Origin of the sequence: Exiguobacterium abrahamii (assembly GCF_015645365.1) — a bacterium.
Taxonomy (GTDB): Bacteria; Bacillota; Bacilli; order Exiguobacteriales; family Exiguobacteriaceae; genus Exiguobacterium_A; species Exiguobacterium_A abrahamii.
The window spans coordinates 263221-284368 of record NZ_JADOYC010000002.1; the positions used below are offsets into that span (position 1 = coordinate 263221).

The 21148-nt window shown below is 49.2% G+C and carries 18 protein-coding genes, 1 riboswitch and 2 other annotated features; of the genes, 10 read left to right on the forward strand and 8 right to left on the reverse strand.

The genetic code is table 11. The features are described from left to right. Positions 1–4 precede the first annotated feature (4 nt). The 8 genes from ITJ88_RS11045 (at position 5) to trpA (ending at position 8218) form a co-directional block, all read left to right on the forward strand. Positions 5–1273: a dihydrolipoamide acetyltransferase family protein gene (locus ITJ88_RS11045; protein WP_195865677.1), complete on the forward strand. Its 1269-nt coding sequence runs from the start codon at positions 5–7 to the stop codon at positions 1271–1273. A 56-nt stretch (positions 1274–1329) separates the two neighbouring features. Continuing rightward, positions 1330–1581: a binding site (T-box leader), on the forward strand. 48 nt (positions 1582–1629) lie between these two features. After that, positions 1630–1881: a binding site (T-box leader), on the forward strand. A gap of 51 nt (positions 1882–1932) precedes the next feature. Further along, the gene (gene trpE / locus ITJ88_RS11050) at positions 1933–3327 is read left to right on the forward strand and encodes an anthranilate synthase component I (protein WP_195865678.1); all 1395 of its coding nucleotides are present in this window, start codon (positions 1933–1935) and stop codon (positions 3325–3327) included. Further along, positions 3324–3890 (forward strand): anthranilate synthase component II, encoded by a 567-nt coding sequence (locus tag ITJ88_RS11055; protein WP_195865679.1) that lies wholly within the window; start codon positions 3324–3326, stop codon positions 3888–3890. Before trpE ends, ITJ88_RS11055 begins: the two co-directional genes overlap by 4 nt. Positions 3891–3896: 6 nt before the next feature. After that, positions 3897–4913 carry an anthranilate phosphoribosyltransferase gene (gene trpD, locus ITJ88_RS11060; protein WP_195865680.1) on the forward strand — a complete coding sequence of 339 codons (1017 nt, stop codon included), beginning with the start codon at positions 3897–3899 and terminating at the stop codon, positions 4911–4913. Beyond that, positions 4910–5677: an indole-3-glycerol phosphate synthase TrpC gene (gene trpC / locus ITJ88_RS11065; RefSeq protein ID WP_195865681.1), complete on the forward strand. Its 768-nt coding sequence runs from the start codon at positions 4910–4912 to the stop codon at positions 5675–5677. The genes trpD and trpC overlap by 4 nt, the downstream gene beginning before the upstream one ends. Continuing rightward, complete coding sequence (locus ITJ88_RS11070; protein WP_195865682.1) at positions 5674–6243, forward strand: phosphoribosylanthranilate isomerase; 570 nt, start codon at positions 5674–5676, stop codon at positions 6241–6243. The genes trpC and ITJ88_RS11070 overlap by 4 nt, the downstream gene beginning before the upstream one ends. Then, positions 6240–7436 (forward strand): tryptophan synthase subunit beta, encoded by a 1197-nt coding sequence (gene trpB / locus ITJ88_RS11075; RefSeq protein WP_023467602.1) that lies wholly within the window; start codon positions 6240–6242, stop codon positions 7434–7436. The genes ITJ88_RS11070 and trpB overlap by 4 nt, the downstream gene beginning before the upstream one ends. Then, positions 7436–8218, forward strand: a complete 783-nt coding sequence (gene trpA / locus ITJ88_RS11080; protein ID WP_195865683.1) for a tryptophan synthase subunit alpha — start codon at positions 7436–7438, stop codon at positions 8216–8218. Before trpB ends, trpA begins: the two co-directional genes overlap by 1 nt. 256 nt (positions 8219–8474) lie before the next feature. On the opposite strand, the gene ITJ88_RS11085 is transcribed toward trpA, so the two are convergent. From ITJ88_RS11085 to ITJ88_RS11115, 7 genes are all read right to left on the reverse strand, one after another. Continuing rightward, entirely contained in the window at positions 8475–8945 is a 471-nt protein-coding gene (locus tag ITJ88_RS11085) for a GNAT family N-acetyltransferase (protein WP_195865684.1), read from the reverse strand. A 16-nt stretch (positions 8946–8961) separates the two neighbouring features. After that, positions 8962–10935, reverse strand: coding sequence for a penicillin-binding transpeptidase domain-containing protein (locus ITJ88_RS11090; protein ID WP_195865685.1), 1974 nt, complete (start codon positions 10933–10935; stop codon positions 8962–8964). Positions 10936–11051: 116 nt separating this feature from the next. Beyond that, positions 11052–11768 carry a M23 family metallopeptidase gene (locus ITJ88_RS11095; RefSeq protein ID WP_023467606.1) on the reverse strand — a complete coding sequence of 239 codons (717 nt, stop codon included), beginning with the start codon at positions 11766–11768 and terminating at the stop codon, positions 11052–11054. A 245-nt stretch (positions 11769–12013) separates the two neighbouring features. Next, entirely contained in the window at positions 12014–12907 is an 894-nt protein-coding gene (locus tag ITJ88_RS11100) for a diacylglycerol/lipid kinase family protein (RefSeq protein WP_195865686.1), read from the reverse strand. A 136-nt stretch (positions 12908–13043) separates the two neighbouring features. Continuing rightward, positions 13044–14507, reverse strand: a complete 1464-nt coding sequence (locus tag ITJ88_RS11105) for an alanine/glycine:cation symporter family protein (protein WP_195865687.1) — start codon at positions 14505–14507, stop codon at positions 13044–13046. Between the two features lie 196 nt (positions 14508–14703). Next, positions 14704–16500, reverse strand: coding sequence for a ribosomal protection-like ABC-F family protein (gene abc-f / locus ITJ88_RS11110; protein ID WP_230088815.1), 1797 nt, complete (start codon positions 16498–16500; stop codon positions 14704–14706). 279 nt (positions 16501–16779) lie between these two features. Beyond that, on the reverse strand, positions 16780–17661 hold the full coding sequence (locus ITJ88_RS11115) for a DUF1002 domain-containing protein (RefSeq protein WP_195865689.1): 882 nt from the start codon (positions 17659–17661) through the stop codon (positions 16780–16782). Positions 17662–17855: 194 nt separating this feature from the next. After that, a riboswitch (TPP riboswitch) is annotated at positions 17856–17962 on the forward strand. A gap of 74 nt (positions 17963–18036) precedes the next feature. Between ITJ88_RS11115 and tenA the strand changes: the two genes are divergently transcribed. Further along, the gene (gene tenA, locus ITJ88_RS11120) at positions 18037–18732 is read left to right on the forward strand and encodes a thiaminase II (RefSeq protein ID WP_195865690.1); all 696 of its coding nucleotides are present in this window, start codon (positions 18037–18039) and stop codon (positions 18730–18732) included. Positions 18733–18783: 51 nt separating this feature from the next. Beyond that, positions 18784–19092, forward strand: a complete 309-nt coding sequence (locus ITJ88_RS11125) for a hypothetical protein (RefSeq protein ID WP_195865691.1) — start codon at positions 18784–18786, stop codon at positions 19090–19092. A gap of 29 nt (positions 19093–19121) precedes the next feature. Here ITJ88_RS11125 and ITJ88_RS11130 read toward each other — a convergent pair whose 3' ends face one another. Further along, on the reverse strand, positions 19122–21038 hold the full coding sequence (locus ITJ88_RS11130; protein ID WP_195865692.1) for a glycoside hydrolase family 3 protein: 1917 nt from the start codon (positions 21036–21038) through the stop codon (positions 19122–19124). Positions 21039–21148 lie beyond the last annotated feature (110 nt).

The following is a 21148-nucleotide window of genomic DNA, read 5'->3' on the forward strand; positions in this document are numbered from 1 at the left end:
ACCGATGAAGACTGAAACACTTACGATGCCACAACTCGGGGAAAGTGTTACTGAAGGAACGATTTCGATGTGGCTCGTCAAACCGGGCGATACTGTCAAAAAATATGATCCGATTGCAGAAGTCATTACCGATAAGGTAACGGCAGAAGTCCCATCTTCATTTGATGGTGTGATTGAAAAATTGCTTGCAGAAGAAGGCGATACGTTGCAAGTCGGTGACGCGATCGTCACGATGCAAGTCAGCGGCGGATCGACGGAAGTCGCGGCGACCGAACAAGAAGTGCCGGCTGTCGAAGAAACGACGTCGGCTGATACATCGATGAAAAAACGCTATTCACCAGCGGTCTTGAAACTCTCGAGTGAGCATGGCATAGATCTCGAACAAGTGACGGGTACAGGAGCGGGCGGCCGGATTACCCGGAAAGATCTCTTGAAACTGATCGACTCTGGATCGATCCCGACACCACAAGCAACGGAACCAAAACCGGAAGCGCAAGCGGCTCCGGTAGCGCCTCCGGCAGAAGCACCACCCGCACCAAAACGTCCGGTCAGTGCACCACAACCGACGGAAACGGGCGACATCGAGATTCCGACTGCCGGTGTGCGTCAAGCGATCGCTTCGAACATGGTTCGCGCGAAACACGAAGCGCCACATGCTTGGTTGATGATCGAAGTTGATGTCACGAACTTGGTCGAAGCACGTAATCGTCATAAAGATGCGTTCTTCAAACAAGAAGGGGTCAAATTGACGTTCTTACCATTCTTCATGAAGGCGACAGTCGAAGGATTGAAGAAACATCCAATCATGAACTCGACATGGGCGGGAGATAAGATCATTCAAAAGAAAGCGATCAACCTATCACTTGCTGTCGCGACGCAGGACGCTCTGTTCGTACCGGTCGTCAAGAATGCGGATGAACTAAGCATCAAGGGGATCGCACGCGCGATTGATGACTTCGGGAAACGCGCACAAGCCGGCACGTTGTCATCTGCAGAGATGCAAGGTGGGACGTTTACGGTTAACAATACGGGATCATTCGGTTCGATCCAATCAGCACCGATTCTTAACTTCCCACAAGCGGCGATTCTATCCGTTGAATCAATCGTCAAACGTCCAGTTTGGGTGAACGGCATGTTTGCAGCACGCGACATGGTCAACCTCTGTATGTCGATCGACCACCGGGTGCTCGACGGACTCGTAGCCGGACAGTTCCTACAAACTGTCAAACAAGCGCTCGAATCGATTGATCCGAACCAACTTTCCTTATACTGAGTTTTTCCAGTTGACAGGGAAGAAGAAGCATCGTAATATAAGAATCAATTCAACACACGATAGCAAAGACGAAGAGAAGTAACTTGTGAAACGATTCAAGAGAGCTGATGGGTGGTGCGAATCAGTATCGGGCAACAAGCGAATGGCCTTCTGAGCTTCAGACCGAATCCCTTCAATGGGTAGTAGGCTCTGACGGGTTCCTCCCGTTATCGGGGTCGACGAATCAGGACAACGGTCCGGTTCGTTTCAAAGGGGACGGTGTCAGCATCGTCAACGAAGGTGGTACCGCGGGTCTTCCCGTCCTTCATGTTCTACATGAATGGGCGAGAAGACCCTTTTCGTATACAATCGAATCAAACAAATCGTAGAGTGAGTTAAGTAGCGAGACAACATCGGCGTTTCAGAGAGCGGAAGAATGGTGCGACTTCCGTACGGCGAGGTTTCGTGAATGGTCTCATGAGAGCGTGGCTGAACGAAGAAGTAGGTCGCGACGGATGCCCCCGTTATCGTAGGCTATGATGTCTCTTATTTTTAGACGCATCAGACAGAGTGGGAGCGGTCGAACCGTTCCAATCGAGAGGTGGCACCGCGAGATCATCGTCCTCCATACAGCATACGCTGTGTGGAGGATTTTTTTATATTCCAGGAGGCGAACAGGGATGGTTCAGACAGACACACTTATCATCGAACAACTTGAACTAAACGGCGACGAGATGACGCCGATCATGATTTTTCAACAACTGAGCGGAACACAGAAATGTTTGCTTGAAAGTTCCGCGCATACGGATCAAGGACGGTATTCGATCATCGGTGTCGATCCGGTGGAGATGATTCGAGCAGAGGGACGAACCGTGACACGGGAACAATTGACGACAGGTCAATTGACGCAGGAAACGGGTGATCCGGTACGGCTGATGCAACAGATGATCCTCCGAGGTGGCGTCGAAGAGGAACTTCCGTTTTTAGCGGGTGGGATCGGATATGTCGGTTACGACATGATGCGCGCCTATGAAACACTCGGAGCAGTTCCAGAGCGAACGCGCCAACTACCAGACGCGCTACTCGCCGTATACGACCAAATCATCCTGTTCGATCATCTCGAACATCGTGTCCATTTGATTCAGACGTCGCTCGGTGGCATCACTGATCGTGATGAATTACGTCAACGTCTAGCAGAACGAAAAGCACAACTTGAGCAACCACGGGAGCGAACGGATATCGAGCGTCCTCTCCGGGATGTTGTCTATGAACCGTTGATGGATCAAGAGACGTTTGAAGGACTTGTCGAACAAGCAAAGAGACATATCCGCCAAGGCGACGTCTTCCAACTCGTTCTCTCACAACGCCTCGATGCGACATTCTCAGGTGACCCGTTCCAGTTTTACCGGAAGCTCCGCAAGGACAATCCAAGCCCTTATCTCTTCTATATCGACTTAGGTGAAGCGATCGTACTCGGGGCATCCCCGGAAAGTTTGGTCCAAGTCAAAGGGAATCGAGTGACGACGAATCCGATTGCCGGCACACGCCGCCGGGGGAAGACGAAAGAGGAGGACGAACGACTGGCAGAGGAGTTGCTTCACGATGAGAAGGAACGAGCCGAGCACCGGATGCTTGTCGATCTCGGACGCAACGACCTCGGTCGGATTTGTCAAATCGGTACCGTCGAGGTGACGCGATTCATGCAAATCGAGCGCTTCAAGAACGTCATGCACCTCGTTTCTGTCGTTGAAGGAACGTTAGCAGACGGAAAGACCGGCGCAGACGCACTCGTCTCTTGTCTACCGGCTGGGACGGTCACGGGAGCTCCGAAAATCCGAGCGATGCAGTTGATTGACCAGTACGAACAGGTGAAACGAGAAGTATATGCCGGGGCGGTCGGCTATTTCGATGTTCGGGGGAATATGGATTTCGCCCTCGCTATCCGGACGATGGTGATCAAGGATGGTGTCGCTTCTGTTCAAGCAGGGGCTGGTGTCGTCTACGATTCGATTCCACGCCTCGAGTACCAGGAGACGTTACACAAAGCGAAATCACTACTGGAGGTTTGGAAATGATCGTCCTAATTGATAATTATGATTCTTTTACCTATAACCTATACCAATACGCATCCGTTTATACGGACGTTCACGTCATTCGAAACGATGCGGTCAGCATCGATGAACTACGCGAGATGAAGCCGGACGGTATCATCCTCTCGCCCGGTCCCGGTCGCCCGGCTGACGCAGGCATCTGTATCGATCTCATTCGACAATTATCGGGTCAAGTACCGATTCTCGGTGTCTGTCTCGGACATCAGGCAATCGGCGAAGCATTCGGAGGACATGTCGTCGAAGCACCAGTCATCATGCACGGGAAGACATCGATGATTCGACAATCGGGACAACTCTTCGACGAAATGACAGGGACGTTAGAGGTCATGCGCTATCATTCGCTGATCGTCGCTCGAAACGACTTACCGACGGAGCTCGTCATCACAGCAGAAACGGATGACCGGACGATCATGGCACTCGAGCACCGGACGCATCCGACGTTCGGAATCCAGTTCCATCCTGAATCCGTCGGAACACCACAAGGACAGCAGATGATTAAACGATTCATCGAATTGACAAAGGAGTGACGAACGATGAAAGAGACGTTATTGAAATTAGCAGAAGCAAAACATTTACGATATGAAGAGATGCAACAGGCAGCACGCGAACTGTTTGCAGAAGACGTGACCGATAGCGAAATTGCCGCTTTTCTCGTTGCATTGAAAGCAAAAGGGGAGACTGCAGAAGAACTAGCCGGTCTCGCTTCAATCATGCGCGAGGTCGCCCTCGACATTCCGGTCACCGGCGATTTCATGGATAACTGCGGCACGGGAGGCGACGGCTCACAATCGTTCAACATCAGTACGACAGCCGCCTTCGTCCTAGCCGGTGCCGGCATGAAAGTCGCGAAGCACGGAAATCGAAGTGTCTCGAGTAAAACAGGCAGCGCTGATGTGCTCGAAGCACTCGGGGTTTCACTTGATGCGACACCAGAACGTTTAGCAGAACAGCTCGAGTCGAACGGAATCGCCTTCTTGTTTGCGCAACGGATGCACCCACGCGTCAAGCAAATCATGAAGGTCCGACGCGATCTGCGGATTCCAACGATCTTTAACTTGATCGGCCCGTTGACGAATCCGGTCCCACTCAAGACACAACTATTAGGAATTTACCGGGAGGATATGCTCGAGACGATGGCGTTGACATTGCACCGACTCGGGCGGAAGCGGGCAATCGTCTTGCATGGTGCGAATGGAATGGATGAAGCATCCCTTGCCGGAACGAACCAACTCGTCTTACTCGACGAAGGGGAGCTGATCCGCTTCAGTCTTCATCCGGAGGAAGTCGGACTGAAGACCGCACCGCTTGAAGCGATCCGTGGAGGTAGTGCACAAGAAAATGCGGCGATTTTACTGCAAGTCCTTGGTGGTGAGCATGGTGCTTATCGCGACACGGTCCTACTCAATGCCGGAATTGCCCTCTTTGCAGCAAATCGAGCGAAGACGATTGAGGAAGGGATTGCTTTAGCAGCAGATAGCATCGACTCAGGACGGGCGATGGAACGATTGAACCAATTACGACAAATGACACGGGAGGAAGCAATCGGATGAATATCTTAGATCGCATCATCGAAACGAAACGGACAGAAGTCCTGCAATTAAAATTAAACGGGGTCGAACGAATTGATCGAGAGGCATTGAAGCCGTCGATTAAGCAACGACTAGCGGGAGCGGAGTTATCCGTCATCGCGGAAATCAAACGAGCGTCGCCATCAAAAGGTGCCATCGCACTCGACGTCGACGTCGTCGCTCAGGCAAAACAATATGAAGCGAGTGGGGCGACCGTCATCTCTGTCTTGACGGACGAGACGTACTTCAAAGGATCGATGGACGATTTAGCGGCAGTCGCTGCAGCGGTCGACATCCCCGTCCTCTGTAAGGATTTCATGATCGACCGGGTTCAGATTGACCGGGCAAAAGCACATGGAGCACGGTTGATTCTCTTAATCGTCGCCGCTCTCGAGCAGGAGACGCTTGCTGACTTGTATGCGTATGCTTACGCGGAAGGGCTTGAGGTCTTAGTCGAAGTCCATGACGAAGAGGAATTACGCCGGGCAGAGGCGATCGGTGCGCAGATCATCGGCATCAACAATCGGAACTTGAAGAAATTCGAAGTTGATTTACAGACATCGGTCGGATTACTCGAACAGAAACAACCAGACGTCCGGTACATCAGTGAGAGTGGCATCAAGACGGTCGAGGAAGCACAGTTGTTACATGCTGCCGGTGCAGACGGGATTCTCGTCGGTGAGACATTGATGCGGGCAGACGATCCACAAGTCTTCATCCGAGAAGTGAGTGGCGTTCGCGTATGACACGGATTAAGTTCTGTGGTCTCCGGGAAAGAGAACATGTCGAAGCGGCAGTTCGCTTAGCGGACTACATCGGCTTCGTCTTTGCTAAAAGTAAACGACAGGTCACGCTAGAAGAGGCAGCGCTTCTTAGGCGCGACATTCCAAGTACGGTCCAGGTCGTCGGAGTCTTCGTCTCCCCGACCTATCAACAGGTGATTGATGCGGTCGAACAGGTAGAACTGGATCTCGTCCAAATTCATGGGACGATCCCGGACGGCAAGCTACCGGTTCCGATCATTCAAGCGATTCCGGTGACGGACATCGCAGAAGTAGAACAACAGACGGACTACCTGCTCGTCGACGCACCGGTTGCTGGAAGTGGCGAGACATTCGACTGGTCACAAGAGATTCAAGCCGATCGTCCACTGTTCATTGCCGGTGGCTTGACAGCAGGAAACGTCGGAGAAGCAATCAAACGATATCACCCGTTCGCCGTTGATGTCTCAAGTGGCATCGAAACGGACGGACGGAAAGATTCCATCAAAATGCAGGCATTCGCAGATGCCATAAAGGAGAGAGAAGCATGAGCTACGCACAACCGGACACACTCGGACAATACGGTAAATACGGAGGACGCTACATCCCGGAAACATTGATGCACGCGGTAATCGAACTCGAAGAAGCATACGCAACGGTAAAAGAAGATCCAGCGTTTCAAGCGCGGATGGATGAATTGTTGAAAGAATACGTCGGACGTGAAACACCACTATATTTTGCCGAACATTTGACGCAAACGATCGGTGGCGCAAAAATCTATTTGAAACGAGAAGACTTGAACCATACTGGTGCCCATAAAATCAACAATACGATCGGTCAAGCATTACTGGCTGAACGGATGGGGAAACGGAAAATCGTTGCTGAGACAGGGGCAGGACAACACGGTGTCGCGACAGCGACGGTTTGTGCCTTGCTCGACCTCGAGTGTGTCATCTTCATGGGAGAAGAGGACGTGCGTCGTCAAGAATTGAACGTCTTCCGGATGGAGTTACTTGGAGCAACCGTCATCCCGGTCACACAAGGCAGTCGGACACTCAAAGATGCCGTCAATGAAGCACTCCGTTACTGGGTCAAACATGTCGAAGACACGCATTACTTGATGGGTTCTGTTCTCGGACCACACCCATTCCCGCAACTCGTCCGTGATTTCCAAGCGGTCATCGGAAAAGAGACACGACGCCAAATCATCGAAAAAGAGGGGCGTCTGCCAGAGGCGATCGTCGCTTGTGTTGGCGGTGGCAGTAACGCGATCGGGATGTTCCACCCGTTCATCGATGATACAGATGTAAAATTGTATGGCATTGAAGCGGCGGGCAGCGGAATCGACACAGAGAAACACGCAGCGACGATGACAAAAGGAGAGGTCGGTGTCTTGCACGGCTCGATGATGTATCTCTTACAGGATGCGCATGGTCAAGTACAAGAAGCGCACTCGATCTCAGCTGGACTCGATTACCCGGGTGTCGGACCGGAGCATAGCTTGCTAAAAGATATCGGTCGCGTCCAATATGAAGCGGTGACCGATGAACAAGCACTCGAAGCACTTCAGCTGTTGAGTCGCAAGGAGGGAATCATCCCGGCACTTGAGTCGGCACACGCGATTGCCTACGCGACTCAACTCGCTGCAGAGATGGACAAAGAAGAGATTCTCGTCATCTGTTTATCAGGACGGGGCGACAAAGACGTTGTCACTGTCAGAAACGCACTAAAGGGGGAAGCGTGATGCGATTAGAAACAGCCATTCGTACCGTTACGAGCAAAGGGGAGAAAGCCTTCATTCCGTACGTCATGGGGGGAGATGGAGGAATCGATCAACTCCCGGAAATCCTGTCGTTTCTCGCTGAATCCGGAGCGACAGCGATTGAAGTTGGTGTTCCGTTTTCGGATCCTGTCGCTGATGGTCCGGTCATTCAAGAAGCGGGACTCCGGGCACTAGAAGCGAACGTTGGACTGAAGGATGTCCTCGAGGCAGTTCGCGTTGCTCGTCAGACCGTCGATGTTCCGGTCGTCTTGATGACGTACTTGAATCCGATTTTCCGCTACGGATTAACGGCGTTTCTAGCGACATGTCGTGAAGTCGGGGTCGACGGACTGATCATTCCTGATTTGCCACTTGAGCAGAGCGAACAGTTCTTTGAACAAGAAGACAAATCAAACATCGCGCTCGTCCAGCTCGTCTCCTTGACGAGTCCGATGGAGCGGATTCAAAAGATTGCCGATAAAAGTGAAGGATTCCTCTATGCGGTCACGGTCAATGGCACGACAGGTGGACAGACGACGTTTGATACGGCGCTCGAAGACCACTTAGCGAACGTCGCAGCAAACAGTCCAGTACCGGTCCTTGCTGGGTTCGGGATCAGTACACCGGAACACGTCAAACAATTGAGCCGACCAGTCTCGGGTGTCATCGTCGGCAGTAAAATCGTCGACTTACTCCATCAAAAAGATCGAGAAACGATTCAACAGTTGATGGCAGCACGTCTTGCGGCGACGCCGTCGCATTAATGAAAAGGATTTGACTCAAAAAAGAATGGCGCGTCTTTTCACGCCCTTTCCTCAGGCGAGACACAAGCCCGTTTTCCTGCCTTATTCAGGCTGGAAAGCGGGTCTTGTTTGTCTCTGCAGCGCATAAATGCGCTTTTTCCTGTAGGAGTGGCGTGAAACGCGTCATTTTTTACGAGAAAAGGGTGGCAGATCATCATTCTGCCACTCTTATTTTATGGAGATTGACTTTTGAGTCAGTCCCTTATTCGTATAGCTGTCACTGTTGAACGAGCGACTTCTGCAAGTTGGTATACAGCGGTTCGAATCCAAGTTCCTCATAAAACGTTGCGGCACGGTCGTTGACCGCCCAGACGTTCAATCGAACTGCAGCCACACCTCGCTCGAGCGCGAGTTCTTCTGCCGCCTGCATCAACTGACGACCAATTCCGGATGAACGATGGGAAGCATTGACACCAACGTCGGTGACGTTCAGGATCCGAACGGGCTTGAACCGATCAGGTGCTGGTGCCGTCCACTTACCAAACAAGTAACCGGTGATGTCGTCTCCGTCGAGCGACGTCAGACAGAGGTGTTGTTCTGAATCGAGCATTTGTCCTAAGGACTCCAGTGTGTAAGGCGTCAAAACATCCGGATGAAAATGTGGTGATAACCGCTTATGATGCTCGAACGTCTCTGCCGTCAAGGAAAGCAGGGCAGAGAGGTCTGAAGTACGGCTCGTGCGGATCATCAAACAATCACTCCAATCATCGATTTTGTTTGAGTACTTCGGCGACGAGTCCCGATACATACGGACTGCCGCGATCTTCTTTTTCGACCGATTCGATCATGATGGCAACAAGAAGATCTTTTTTGTCGTTGTCGTAACCGACAAAGAAGCCATTCTCTTTTCCATCGGTTTCACCTGCTTTTTTCAATTCAGCCGTTCCGGTCTTACCGGCAACATCGACTTCCTTGATGTCAGCAGGGAGCGTATAGCCGTTATGAACGACGTCATAAAGATCATCGCGAATCATCTTCGCGTCTTTCGCATCCAGCAGATCCTTTTTGAAGACCTGCTTCGTTTTTTCCTCTTGTAAAAGAGTCGGACGATAAATCGTTCCATCAGTCAAGAAAATTTCATACATCGACGCTAGATGGAGAATGTTCGTCAGCATCTGTCCTTGTCCATAAGACGTATCCATTAGCTGTCCATCAGAAGCAATCGTTCCGTCGTTTGAGATTTGAGAAGCGCGTAACGGATACGTAAACGGTAGCTCCTCTCCGTAGCCAAGTGCTTCAAGACCAGACGTGAACGCCTTCGTTCCGACCTGTTCGAGTGTGGAGCGGGCAAAATAGATGTTATCTGAATACACGAGCGCATTGTGCAGATTAACGGGTGCTGGCGTCTCATGAATCCGCGTGACGTTAAAACCATCGATCTTATTTTTCAGTCCATTGATCGTATAGGCTTTTTCCGGGTCAAGTGTTCCACTCTTTAAGCCAACCGCGGCCGTCAGGGGTTTTTGGGTCGAACCGGGTGCGAAGGCACTCGTGAATCGATTCAACAATGGTTGATCCGGATCCTGCGTCAGTTCATCGAGTCGTGCTTGCGAGATGCCCGACATGAATTCAGAAGGATCAAATCCTGGGGAGCTGAGTAAGACACGCGTCTCACCAGTCCGCGGATCGATTGCTGATGCCGTTCCTGGATCTTCTTTCATCGTGTCATACGTCTTTTTCTGAAGCGTAGCATCAATCGTCAACGGAATGTCTTCACCGTCTGTCGGTTTCGTTTCAGCGACAGTGACGCTTGATCCGTCTTTCTTTTGTAGAATGATCGAAGCTCCGGCTTTTCCGCGTAAGCGATCATCGAGGACTTGTTCGAGACCTCGTTTCCCGATCTGTTCGCCAGCCTGGATTTTATTTTTTGATTCTTTAATCTCGTCTGCTGTCGCCGAACCGATATAACCGATCAAGTGTGAAGCGGCCTTCCCGAGTGGATATGTTCGGACTTCCGTCTCTTTGACGCTGATACCTGCAATGTCACGCAATTTCGCAACCGTTGCTTCGTCGGTCAGTGTTTTGAGCGGAACGAATTGTCCGTCCTTGACCCAACTTGCTTTTAAGGAATCTTCGATCGATGAGGTAGGGTGGTCGAGCAACTCGGCAACTTGTGCGACATCTTTAAGTTGTCCTGCAGTTGCGCCGACAGCATATCCTTTACCGGAGGTCGCGAGCGGTTTATCGTTCGCGTCGAGTAAATCGCCACGTTTGCCTTCTACGGTTTGTAACTGAACCTTGTCTTCTTTCTTAAAGTCTTTTAGAACAAACGAAGAGTCCCAGTCAATGAACCAGTTTTCTGTTTCTCCTTGTTTTTCGAATGTTAACGGGACTTGTTTATCATAAGCAACGGCTCCTGCAACCGTATCAAAGGAGATTTGTACGGGAAGGGACGCTTTTTTGTCATCTGTTGCTTCCTCTGCTTTTTTTCGCTCGACGGATAACTTTTTGATATCAAGTGTTTTCGACAACTGTTTTGTCCGCTCGATGAATTCTTTTTTTCCGTATTCCTTTTTAGTAGCCGTACTCGCGTACGTATACATTTTATCGTAATCTTGTTTTTCCCAAAGTTTGATGTAGGCATCAAGACGTTCTTCAGGTGTCGGCTGATCTTGACATCCGGCAAGTAACGTTGCACCAAACGTCGCTGATAAAAGAAAGGGGATCGTTCGTTTCATGTGTTTCGCCTCCGTTGTGGATTAGACTCATAATCATACCGTACCACTCCCGTCAGGAGATTTCATCTGAAACACAAAACCGGACTTCTCATGGGGAGAAGTCCGGTGAATCAAGCTTAGTTGAAGTAATTGAGCGGATTGACACTGTTTGCAGCAGACGTTCCGCTGTAGACGTAAGGACCGCGATGCATTTCGAAGTGGAGGTGCGCACCGAATGCGTTACCTGTTGCACCAATCGTACCGATTTTCGATCCTTTAGCAATCGTTTGTCCGACTGAGACAGAGCGACTGTTTAAGTGTGCATATACCGTCGTATATTGGATGCCGTTGACGGTATGTGTCATCATGACATGATTTCCGTATGCGCCGTAATAACGGGATGTGATGACTTTACCGGCAGCCGATGCATAGACAGGTGTGCCTGTTGGAGCACCGATATCGATGCCGTTATGGAACGTATAACCGTAAACGCCACTTGCAGCACCATATCCTTGCGTGATTGGACCACTTGCTGGACGTGAGAAACCAGTCGTTGCTTTTGACGAAGTCGTCGTACTGTACTTTTTAACATATGTAGAAGAAACATAGCGTGATGCGCCACCGTAAGAAATTTTCGTCCATGAACCGGAAACACCGAGATAATTGAATGTCTGTCCTGTATTGACGCTACCGACGATTTTATAAGCTGTTGATGGACCTGTACGGACACGAAGCCCGTCTGCTGTGACCTTTACCTTATATGTCGTTGCAGCTTCAACTTTCGAAGCACTCGTTGTTGCAAAACCTGAAACTACCAAAGCTGTCATTGTCATTGTTGTAAGTAAACGTTTCATTGAGTGTATTTCCTCCTTAAAAATCTGAAGCGACAGAACGGATCATTACAAAATTGTAAGATTTTATGTATAATTATTTATTTTAAAGAATGATTTTTCGCCTGAGATGATTATATCATCGTCAATAACACGAAAATATTTCAAATATGTTTCAAAATTACGCTTTGTTAACATATATTGTAATGGATTAATAAGTAAAAAAGAACTGACGAAGAGTCAGTTCTTTTTTCGATGAACCTATACTATTATTCATTAGAAGATGGTGAAAACACAGTTAAATGTTGCGGGAGCACCTCGACGGTAACGGGAACATGACCTGCTGTATCCCCATCGGCATTAATCGGCAATTCTTCTTTCGAGCGAATTTCGACACGTGTCGTCGTGAAGTGTTCGATTTGATCGGCTTTTGATAATCCACCCGTGATGAGTTTAGGTAATGCTTGGAGCGCATCAAAGAATCCAAGCTTCGTAATGATAAACCCATGCAGCAGTCCATCATCGACTTTTGCGTCTTCTGCAAAGGATTCGAACCCACCAACGGAATTCGTCAAGGCGATGATCAACAAGTGCGCTTCTCCATCAAATTGTTTCTCAGCAGAATCAATTTCAATCGGATAGGGGCTATGATCCTTGAAGGCTTTTAGACCTTCAATGAAATAAGCGACCGATCCAAGTGACGTTTTTTGTTCGACACTGACCTCCTCGACGGCTTCTGCAATCAGACCAACAGCGATGACGTTCATGAAGTAATGGTCATCATATTTACCGATATCGAGCGGTCGGGCAGGGGCGTCAGCTAGAATCTGAATCGCCTCTTCGGGATCTGTCGGGATGTGTAATGCGCGCGATAAGTCATTGACCGTTCCGAGTGGGACGATTCCGAGTGTTGGGCGATGCGTTTGCTCAGCGATCCCAGTGATGACTTCGTTGACCGTTCCGTCACCTCCCATGGCGATGACAGCGTCATAATTAGACTGGGCAGCATGACGTGCAAATTCTGTCGCATCGTGTTCTTTTTCCGTGAACCGAACGTCGATGGTTTCAAAGCGAATAGCAAGCGTCTCTTCAGCGAGCGTCGCGTGTTTTTTTCCGAGTTCTTTACCAGAAGACGGATTGATGATCAACATGGCTTGAGACAAGATGAATTCCTCCTTCAGGACAATCTGTTGACTTTTTCCCTGTCCGATGAAAACATAATCCAAATTTTTTTGACAAATAAAAGCACCGAGTAAGCGCATGGCTTCCTCGGTGCTGAAGTTTGAATTCAGAGTTAAATTATTGTGATGGCGGCACTTCACCAGCAGCAGGACGTGCTTCTTCTTCAACGTCCCAACACTCTGTATTTTCGATCCCGAGTGCTTTTGCTGAGAAGACAGGATCGAGTCCCTGCTTCCGTTGTTCCTGATAATCTTTAATGACTTTGAGGGCGATGCCGCTTAAGAGGAGGATCGCCGTCATATTAATCAATGTCATGCCTGCCATGAAGAGATCGGCAAAGCTCCATACCATACCTAGGCTGAGAACAGATCCGATGAAGACGAAGCCCATTGTCGCAATCCGGAAACCGAAGACGGCTGCAGGACTTTGTTTGATGAACTCGATGTTTGTCTCACCATAGTAGTAACTACCAACGATTGAACTAAAAGCAAACAAGAAGACGCTGAGTGCGATGAATGGTGGAGCAATTGCACCAAATTCTTCGGAGAGCGCGTTTTGCAACATGCCGATTCCTTCGCCATTTCCAGCAGCATAACTATCACTGAGGAGAATGATCGTTGCTGTCGCTGTACAGACGATCAACGTATCAAGGAATACACCGAGTGTTTGTAAGAAACCTTGTTTTGCTGGGTGTGAAACTTCAGCAGCAGCAGCAGCGTTCGGAGCAGAACCCATCCCGGCTTCGTTTGAGAACAATCCGCGTTTGACACCGAGTGAGATTGCAGCACCGACCGAGCCACCGACTGCTTGCTCGATTCCGAAGGCGCTTTTAAAGATCATTGCGAATACACCAGGAAGTTCCGTCAGATTCGTGACGACGACATAAAGAGCAGCGATCAAGTAGAGACCTGCCATGATAGGAACGACGATTGCAGAGAATTTCGCAACGCGATGTACACCACCAAAGATGACGAGTCCCGTCAAGACGACGAGTGCAGCACCGACGATAGCTGTGTTAATACCGAACGCATTGTCAAAGGCAGCGGCAATCGTGTTCGATTGAACGGAGTTGAAAATGAGACCGAATGTAACAGCAATCAAGATTGCAAAAACGATTCCGAGAGCCCGGTTCTTTAAGCCCTTTTCGATGTAGTAGGCAGGACCACCACGGTACGCGTTCGATTTCGTATCGCGCACTTTATAAACTTGAGCCAGTGTACTTTCGATGAGCGCTGTCGCACCACCGAGAAGAGCGACCATCCACATCCAAAATACGGCACCCGGTCCGCCGAGTGTGACAGCAATCGTGACACCGGCAAGGTTACCTGTACCGATCCGTGTCGCAGCACCGATGAAGAATGACTGGAGAGAAGTGATGCTTTCTCCTTTATCGTCTGTTGTTTGTTCACTTTTATCGAGCGTGACGCGGAACATCTCTTTTAAGTAAGTGAATTGGATGAAGCCAGTTCGGATCGTGAAGTAGATCCCGCCGCCGATCAATACGGCGATTAATACATACGACCATAAAATATTGTTGGCGTAATCGACACTTCCTTGAATGACTTGCTGAATGGCGTTCATGATGGTGTATTCCTCCCAAAGAATAATAAAAGCTATACGCTAAATTATACGAATTTTCAGACAATAAGCAACAACAAAATAAAATAAAATTTTAAAACTTAATAAAGTTAGCTAAATGTTAGGAGTTAAAAGCCTTGTAGGTGAACGAAAAAACTGTCACTCTCGGTATCGAGAGTGACAGTCAAGGAAAGCTGAATCATCCATATTGTAGCAGCTGTTCGTATAGGTCATCGAGTTGCTGTTGGATACTTTTAGAAACGGTATCAGTCGATTTTTCACGTTTTGCTAATTTCTGTTCAAGCCGCTCGATCTGCACTTCCAACTCGTGTTGTGACAAGCGTTTTGGTTTTTTGGGGGTTACGTGAAGTGAAGAAGATATAGCGAACTCAGTACGCTTCTGTTGTGCATACGTATACGTACCATGATAACGCGTCAAACCATTTTCGAGCCACAAGATCTGCGGAAAAAGACGATTCAAGAAATAGCGGTCGTGTGAGACGGCAATCAATGTACCAGAAAAGTTCTCGAGTGCTTCTTCGAGTGTCTCTCTTGATTCAATATCGAGATGATTCGTCGGCTCGTCGAAAATTAATACATTGATCGACGAATGAACGAGGACGGCGAGTTGCAATCGCACACGTTCGCCTCCGCTCAGTGACAAAATGGACCGAAAGACAGTTGGTCCAAAGAACAGGAACCGGGCTAGGATATGGCGGGCCTCTGCTTCTGGAACGGCAATTCGGTCTCTAAACCAGTCGATTAACCGCGCGTCCTCTTCGAAATGGGCATGCTGGGACAGGTAACCGATCCGATTCGATGGTCCACGCGTGAGTGTGCCTGCCTCTGGTGATAATTCGTCAAGCAGCAGTGAGAGCAACGTCGATTTCCCGCTTCCATTCGTTCCGACGATCGCGATCCGATCCTGTGCCATGATCTCGAACGAGACGTCATCAAAAATGTGGCGGGTTCCGTAAGCAAACGAGAGTTCTTCAGCGCGAAAGACGACTTGGCTCGTGTGATCAGTGGAAGAGAAGGAGACATCAGCGGTTTTGGCTTCGAGTTGTGGTCGTTTAATCCGTTCGATCCGCTCCAGTGCTCGTTCCATTGATTTTGCTTTACGGAATAATTTCTCACTCGGTGGAGACGCTTCGTTTGCCCATTGCCGGAGTCGACGAATCGCTTCCTTCATTTTCTTTATTTTTTTCTGTTGCTCTTGGTAGGCGTGGAACTGTTCCATCAAGCGACGTTCTCGTTCGACGACGAACGCGCTGTAATTCCCTATATAGGTCGTCAGTTCACCGTCCTCGAGTTCAACGATCGAGGTGACGACGGCGTCCAAGAAGACCCGGTCGTGAGAGACGAGCAGGATGGTTCCTGTGTAGTCCCGTAAGAACTGCTCCAGCCATTCCACGGCAGCTAAATCAAGATGGTTCGTCGGTTCGTCAAGAATGAGCAAATTTGGCTCCATGAGTAACATGCGACCGAGACAAATCTTCGTCTGTTCACCACCGCTCAACTGGTGGAAAGGACGAGTGAGTAACGGACGAAGGTGTAACCCGTTCACCATGCGCTCGATTTTCGAGTCGAGTAGATAGCCATCCTTTTGTTCGAACGCATTCGTCGCTTCCGCATATCGTGCGAGTAACGCATCAAGATTCTCTGGTGCTGTCGCCATCATTTGCTCCAACTGTTGCATCCGAGAACGGATCGCGAGGATGTCTTCAAACGCTGTCCAAAGGACGTCGAGTCCGGTCATCGTCTCACTATATACAGGAAGTTGTTCCAAATAGCCGATCGTCAAACCGCTCTTTTGATAGATGACACCACCGTCCGGTTGCTCAAGACGAGCAAGCAAGCGGAGTAATGTCGTCTTACCGCTCCCGTTTCGTCCAATTAGACCGACACGGTCGTGTTCGTTTAAGAAGAGGGAAACATCCGTTAAGATCGTCTCGCCTCCGAATTGTTTGGTTAGGTGTTGAATGTCGCAAATCATCATAATCAATTGATCCTTTCGCGCGCATCAAAAAAAGGAGAGCGCAAATAGCACTCTCCATCACGTGTGAAAGATGCGCTTTGCTGTATTTTTCAATCATGAAGTTCTAAAAAAGGGCAGACGGGTGCCTTAGAACGCCATTCCATGAAAAATCGCGCGCAACAGATACAATTGTTCCATCAACCAGTGTTTGCACGCGGCAAAGTCCATCTTTTCACACCACCTTTCGTTTCAGATATCTCTAGTTTACTATTTTTTTGTCAGTTACGGAAGTCTGAATTATTTGAACACACCAGCGATTGAACTGAAGAAGTCACTGAGTCCATCGAATAATTTAGCGAAAAACCCTTTCGTTTCTTCTGATGTTGCGAAGGCATGGATGTCTTGCCCCGCATTTTTCAAACCACTCTCGATTTGTCCCCAGTTGATGTTCGCTTGCTCCATTTGATTGAATAGATTCGTCAACCGGTCCATTTGTGCGTCAGACAACTGGATATTGTTGTTTTGAATGACTTGGACGATCAGGTTTTCGATCTCGACTTTGGTTTCCGGTTTTTGATTGGCGATCTCAGCCTTGATCTCATTCATTAAGTCAGCGACTTTATCCGTGCCGACCGTTTTTCCGACGTCTGATGTGACCGATAATTCTTGCTGTGCTAAATCCTTGCGTTCGTCACTTAACTTAATTCCCGTCTCAGCGGAAGTTTGATCGTACGCTTTCATGATTCCTGTCAGTGCCGATGTCCCGGTCACCTTGTAGGGAGAAGTGATCGTGATATCGGCATCTTTGACACCCGCTGTGACGAGAGCGTTGAGATACATATCCTTTGTCACCCATGTGATGTTCTCCGTCGAGACGGAAAGTCCATCACCTTTTTCCGTCAGTTCAATCTTAGCCGACGAATACATATTGCCACCTTTTTGCGACTGTGGAATGTTTTTCCCGAGATATTTTTCTTCGTCAGCAGAAGTGGCGATGATCGGAGTGATGCCTTCCGGTGCATTGAGACGGGAAAGCACCCAAGCTTTATCCTTTGCGCCGAGCGACTCCCCGAGTGTGACGATCGTCTTATCGACGACTTGTTCGGCAGATGCGGCTGTCGGGAGTAATAGAGCAGAAGCGATAACGGCTGACGCTATGATTTTTGTTGGTGTATGCATAATGAAATCCTCCAATTTGTAAGTAACAGAATGAATTATAGTATCAGGTACTAAAGTTAGTGTACGAGAACGAAAGAAGTTCGGAATCGGTCTGTAGATGGAGACGGCATCCGTCTTCTGACACTCCATAGTATAGCGAAAAGAGGACAACTTGACTTCCATTTTCAGCATGCTATAGTGAATTTGAATCGAATAATGACCACTAGGGGAGTCGGTAGACCGACTGAGACGAACGAAGACGTTCGGACCCTTTGAACCTGATTAAGTTCGTACTTACGGAGGGAAGTGGCGTCAAGTCTTGTTCTTCTTGCGCCATGCCCGTGTGTTTCGGGGTGGTGTTTTTTCGTTTCATAACTAAACGAGGAGGATGAGATCATGACATTCACACAAGAAATCAAACAAGCGGCACAAGCGTATTGGGACAGTAGTTTTACGCACCCATTCGTTCAAGGAATCGGAGAGGGGACGTTACCACTCTCGAAATTTCGGCATTACGTCATGCAGGATGCCTATTACTTAAAACACTTTGCGAAGATTCAAGCAAAGGCAGCGTCAAAAGCAGACGACTTTGCGACGATCGCGACACTTGCCGAACATGCGACTTCGACTTACGAGGCAGAGCTGAGCTTACATCAATCATTTTTTGAGCCGCTCGGTATTACGGCAGCAGACCTTGAAGCATTTGAACCGGCACCGACAGCATATGCGTACGTCTCGCACATGCATCATGCGAGTGAAGGAACGCTTGGAGAGACGATTGCTGCCATCTTGCCATGTTACTGGTTGTATTATGAAGTCGGGCAACAATTACTGACGTGTACACCGGAAGAAAAAATCTATCAGCAATGGATCGACACGTACAGCTCGGAATGGTTTGAAAAGGTCGTCTTTGAACAGATTGCACGGCTTGATGCGCTGGCGGAGCAAGCAAGCCCGACGGAACGCGAGCGGATGAAACGTCATTTCGTGACGAGCTGTTATTATGAGTTGCTGTTTTGGCATATGGGATGGACGGAAGAGACGTTTACGTCGGTTTACGAAACGATTCCGGCACGAGCGGTATCTTCTTGAATCACTAAGTGGTAGAATTAGGAATACCATCTAGTGAAAGTAGGGATTGGAATGGAAATCGTCGTCATCGCACTCGTGATCCTCGCGGCATATGTCGTGCAGCAGGTGCTTGGAAAAGTAAAAGTGAGATTTGTTGGGTACATCATTCCCATCCTGATGGCGGTGTACGGAACATATGCTACGATTCAGAATTTTCAGGGGTTGCTTCAGTTCGGTTTTACAACGGGGAGTTCCATCGCGACTGTCCTGGTCGTCGTCCTCTACGCTTCGTTGACTTATTCACTTCATCGTGTCTACGAGCGTGCGAAAGCAGAAGCCGAATCTGCATATCCATCATTAAAAGACCGAGGCATCCTTTAAGGAGCTTCGGTCTTTTGTGTATCATGTCCTCATTTTTTCCAGTTTTTAAAGCCGTCACCGAATTCGAGATGCAGTTTGTCGGTAAAGACACCGTTCTGAAAGACCGGCACATCAACCGGTGAAGTGCCTTGCGGTTTGAACGTTCCGAAGATCGCGCGGATACCTGCAGGCAGGTTCGGTCCCGCTGATTTTAGATTGCCTGCTTCGGAGTCTGGACCGTTCGGATCACCTTTGAAGCCATAGACGAGGACATGTGCCGGTGCGTCCGGTTGAACAGCAACATCGTATGGGTTACGGAGACTGAGCAGGACGGATGGTGTCTCCGTTTGTTTCGCATAGCGGAAGATCGAAGCCGGAATCGCTTGTTCTGGTGCGTTAGGTAGTAGTTTAGCACTCGTGTTGACGTTGGAACCGACGATGATGTAATCTGCTGCATCGAGTTGCGCCCGTAATATCGGGTTTTGGTCGAGCGGTAGCGTAGTAGCCGAGTAATTCGCTGTCGTCACGTGCCAGTTCCGATTCTTAGGTAGGGAAGCGATCGTCTTTTTCATGCTGTCCGTCTGATCCGCCGCAGGAGCGATCACAAGGACGTTGGCATTCTTTTTCGGCTTGAATGGTAACGTCCGCTGATTATTTTTCACGAGTGTGACTGCGGCTTCCGTCATCGCGCGTTCTTTTGCTTTATGCTCGGGACTGCCGACGATTTGGTTCGCTTGCGCGATTTTTTCAGCTAGTGATGTCGAATCAGTCGTACCGTTCCATATTCCGCGTTCTGCCTTCAGGGTCAGGATTCGCTCGACCGATTGATCAATTCGTTTCTCTGAAAGACGACCGTCTTTAACCGCTGCGATCACGTCTTTAAAAATCTGGTCGAGCTTTTCGACATCTTGCTTGGAACGAAGAATCGTCGGCATAAGCGCGATGTCGACTCCAGCGTCAAACGTCTTTAAGACTGCTTCTGATTCTGTGAAGTTGTCGACGATCGCCTGCATGTTCAATGCGTCCGTGATGACGATGCCATCGTAGCCGAGCTTTTCGCGCAGTACGCCCGTGATGACGTCATCCGATAACGTCGCAGGTAACGGGAAAGTACCGTTTTTCGACGTGACGACTTCGGGTTCGATTTGCGGCATTCCGATATGTCCCGTCATGACCATATCGATGTCTTCAGCAATAGCTCGCTTGAACGGGAGGAGCTCGACTTGTTCTAGTTCCTGCAGGGACCGGTCGACGACCGGCAAGCCATAGTGGGAATCGGTCGCCGTATCGCCGTGACCCGGGAAGTGTTTGGCAGTCGCTGCGACGCCTTCATCCTGAATCCCCTTCATCAAAGCGGAACCGAGCGTGCCGACGAGCGCCGGATCACTCGAGAACGAGCGGACACCGATGACGGGATTTCCAGGGTTGCTGTTGACATCAAGATCCGGACCGAAGTTGACATTGATGCCGAGTGCATGCAACTCGGAACCGATGATATGACCGGCATCATTCGCATATGCACTACTACGGGTTGCACCTAACGCCATATTGCCAGGTAAGTTCGTTCCTGTCCCGAGCCGAGTGACGATTCCGCCTTCTTGGTCGATCGTGACGAAAAGCGGAATATCGTTGCTGTCGTCTTGTTTGACGACTTCTTGCATATCATGAACGAGTTTCGTCGTCTGTTCGGTTTCGCTGACGTTCTCAGCAAACAAGATGACGCCACCTAAATCATAGCGGTCGATGATGTTCGCGACTTCTGGGGCAAGCGACGTATGATTGCTGCCATTCCACTGCCGGAAGTCGGGCATGATCATTTGCCCGATTTTTTGTTCGAGTGTCATCGTGTCGATTTTTTGACTGATCCGATCGGCTGAAGACCCTGCCTCTGCCATGACAGGCAAACTACTTGAGACAAGTACTGCTGCGAGTCCGGCTGTTAACGTGAACTGTCCGATTTTTTTCATGATGTATGTCCTCCTTTAGTCAAACCGTGACTGGAATTCTTTTCAATACGGACAGTATAGCAAGGAGGTTGTTTTAAAACAATGTTTTATTTGTAAACGATTTCAAATTG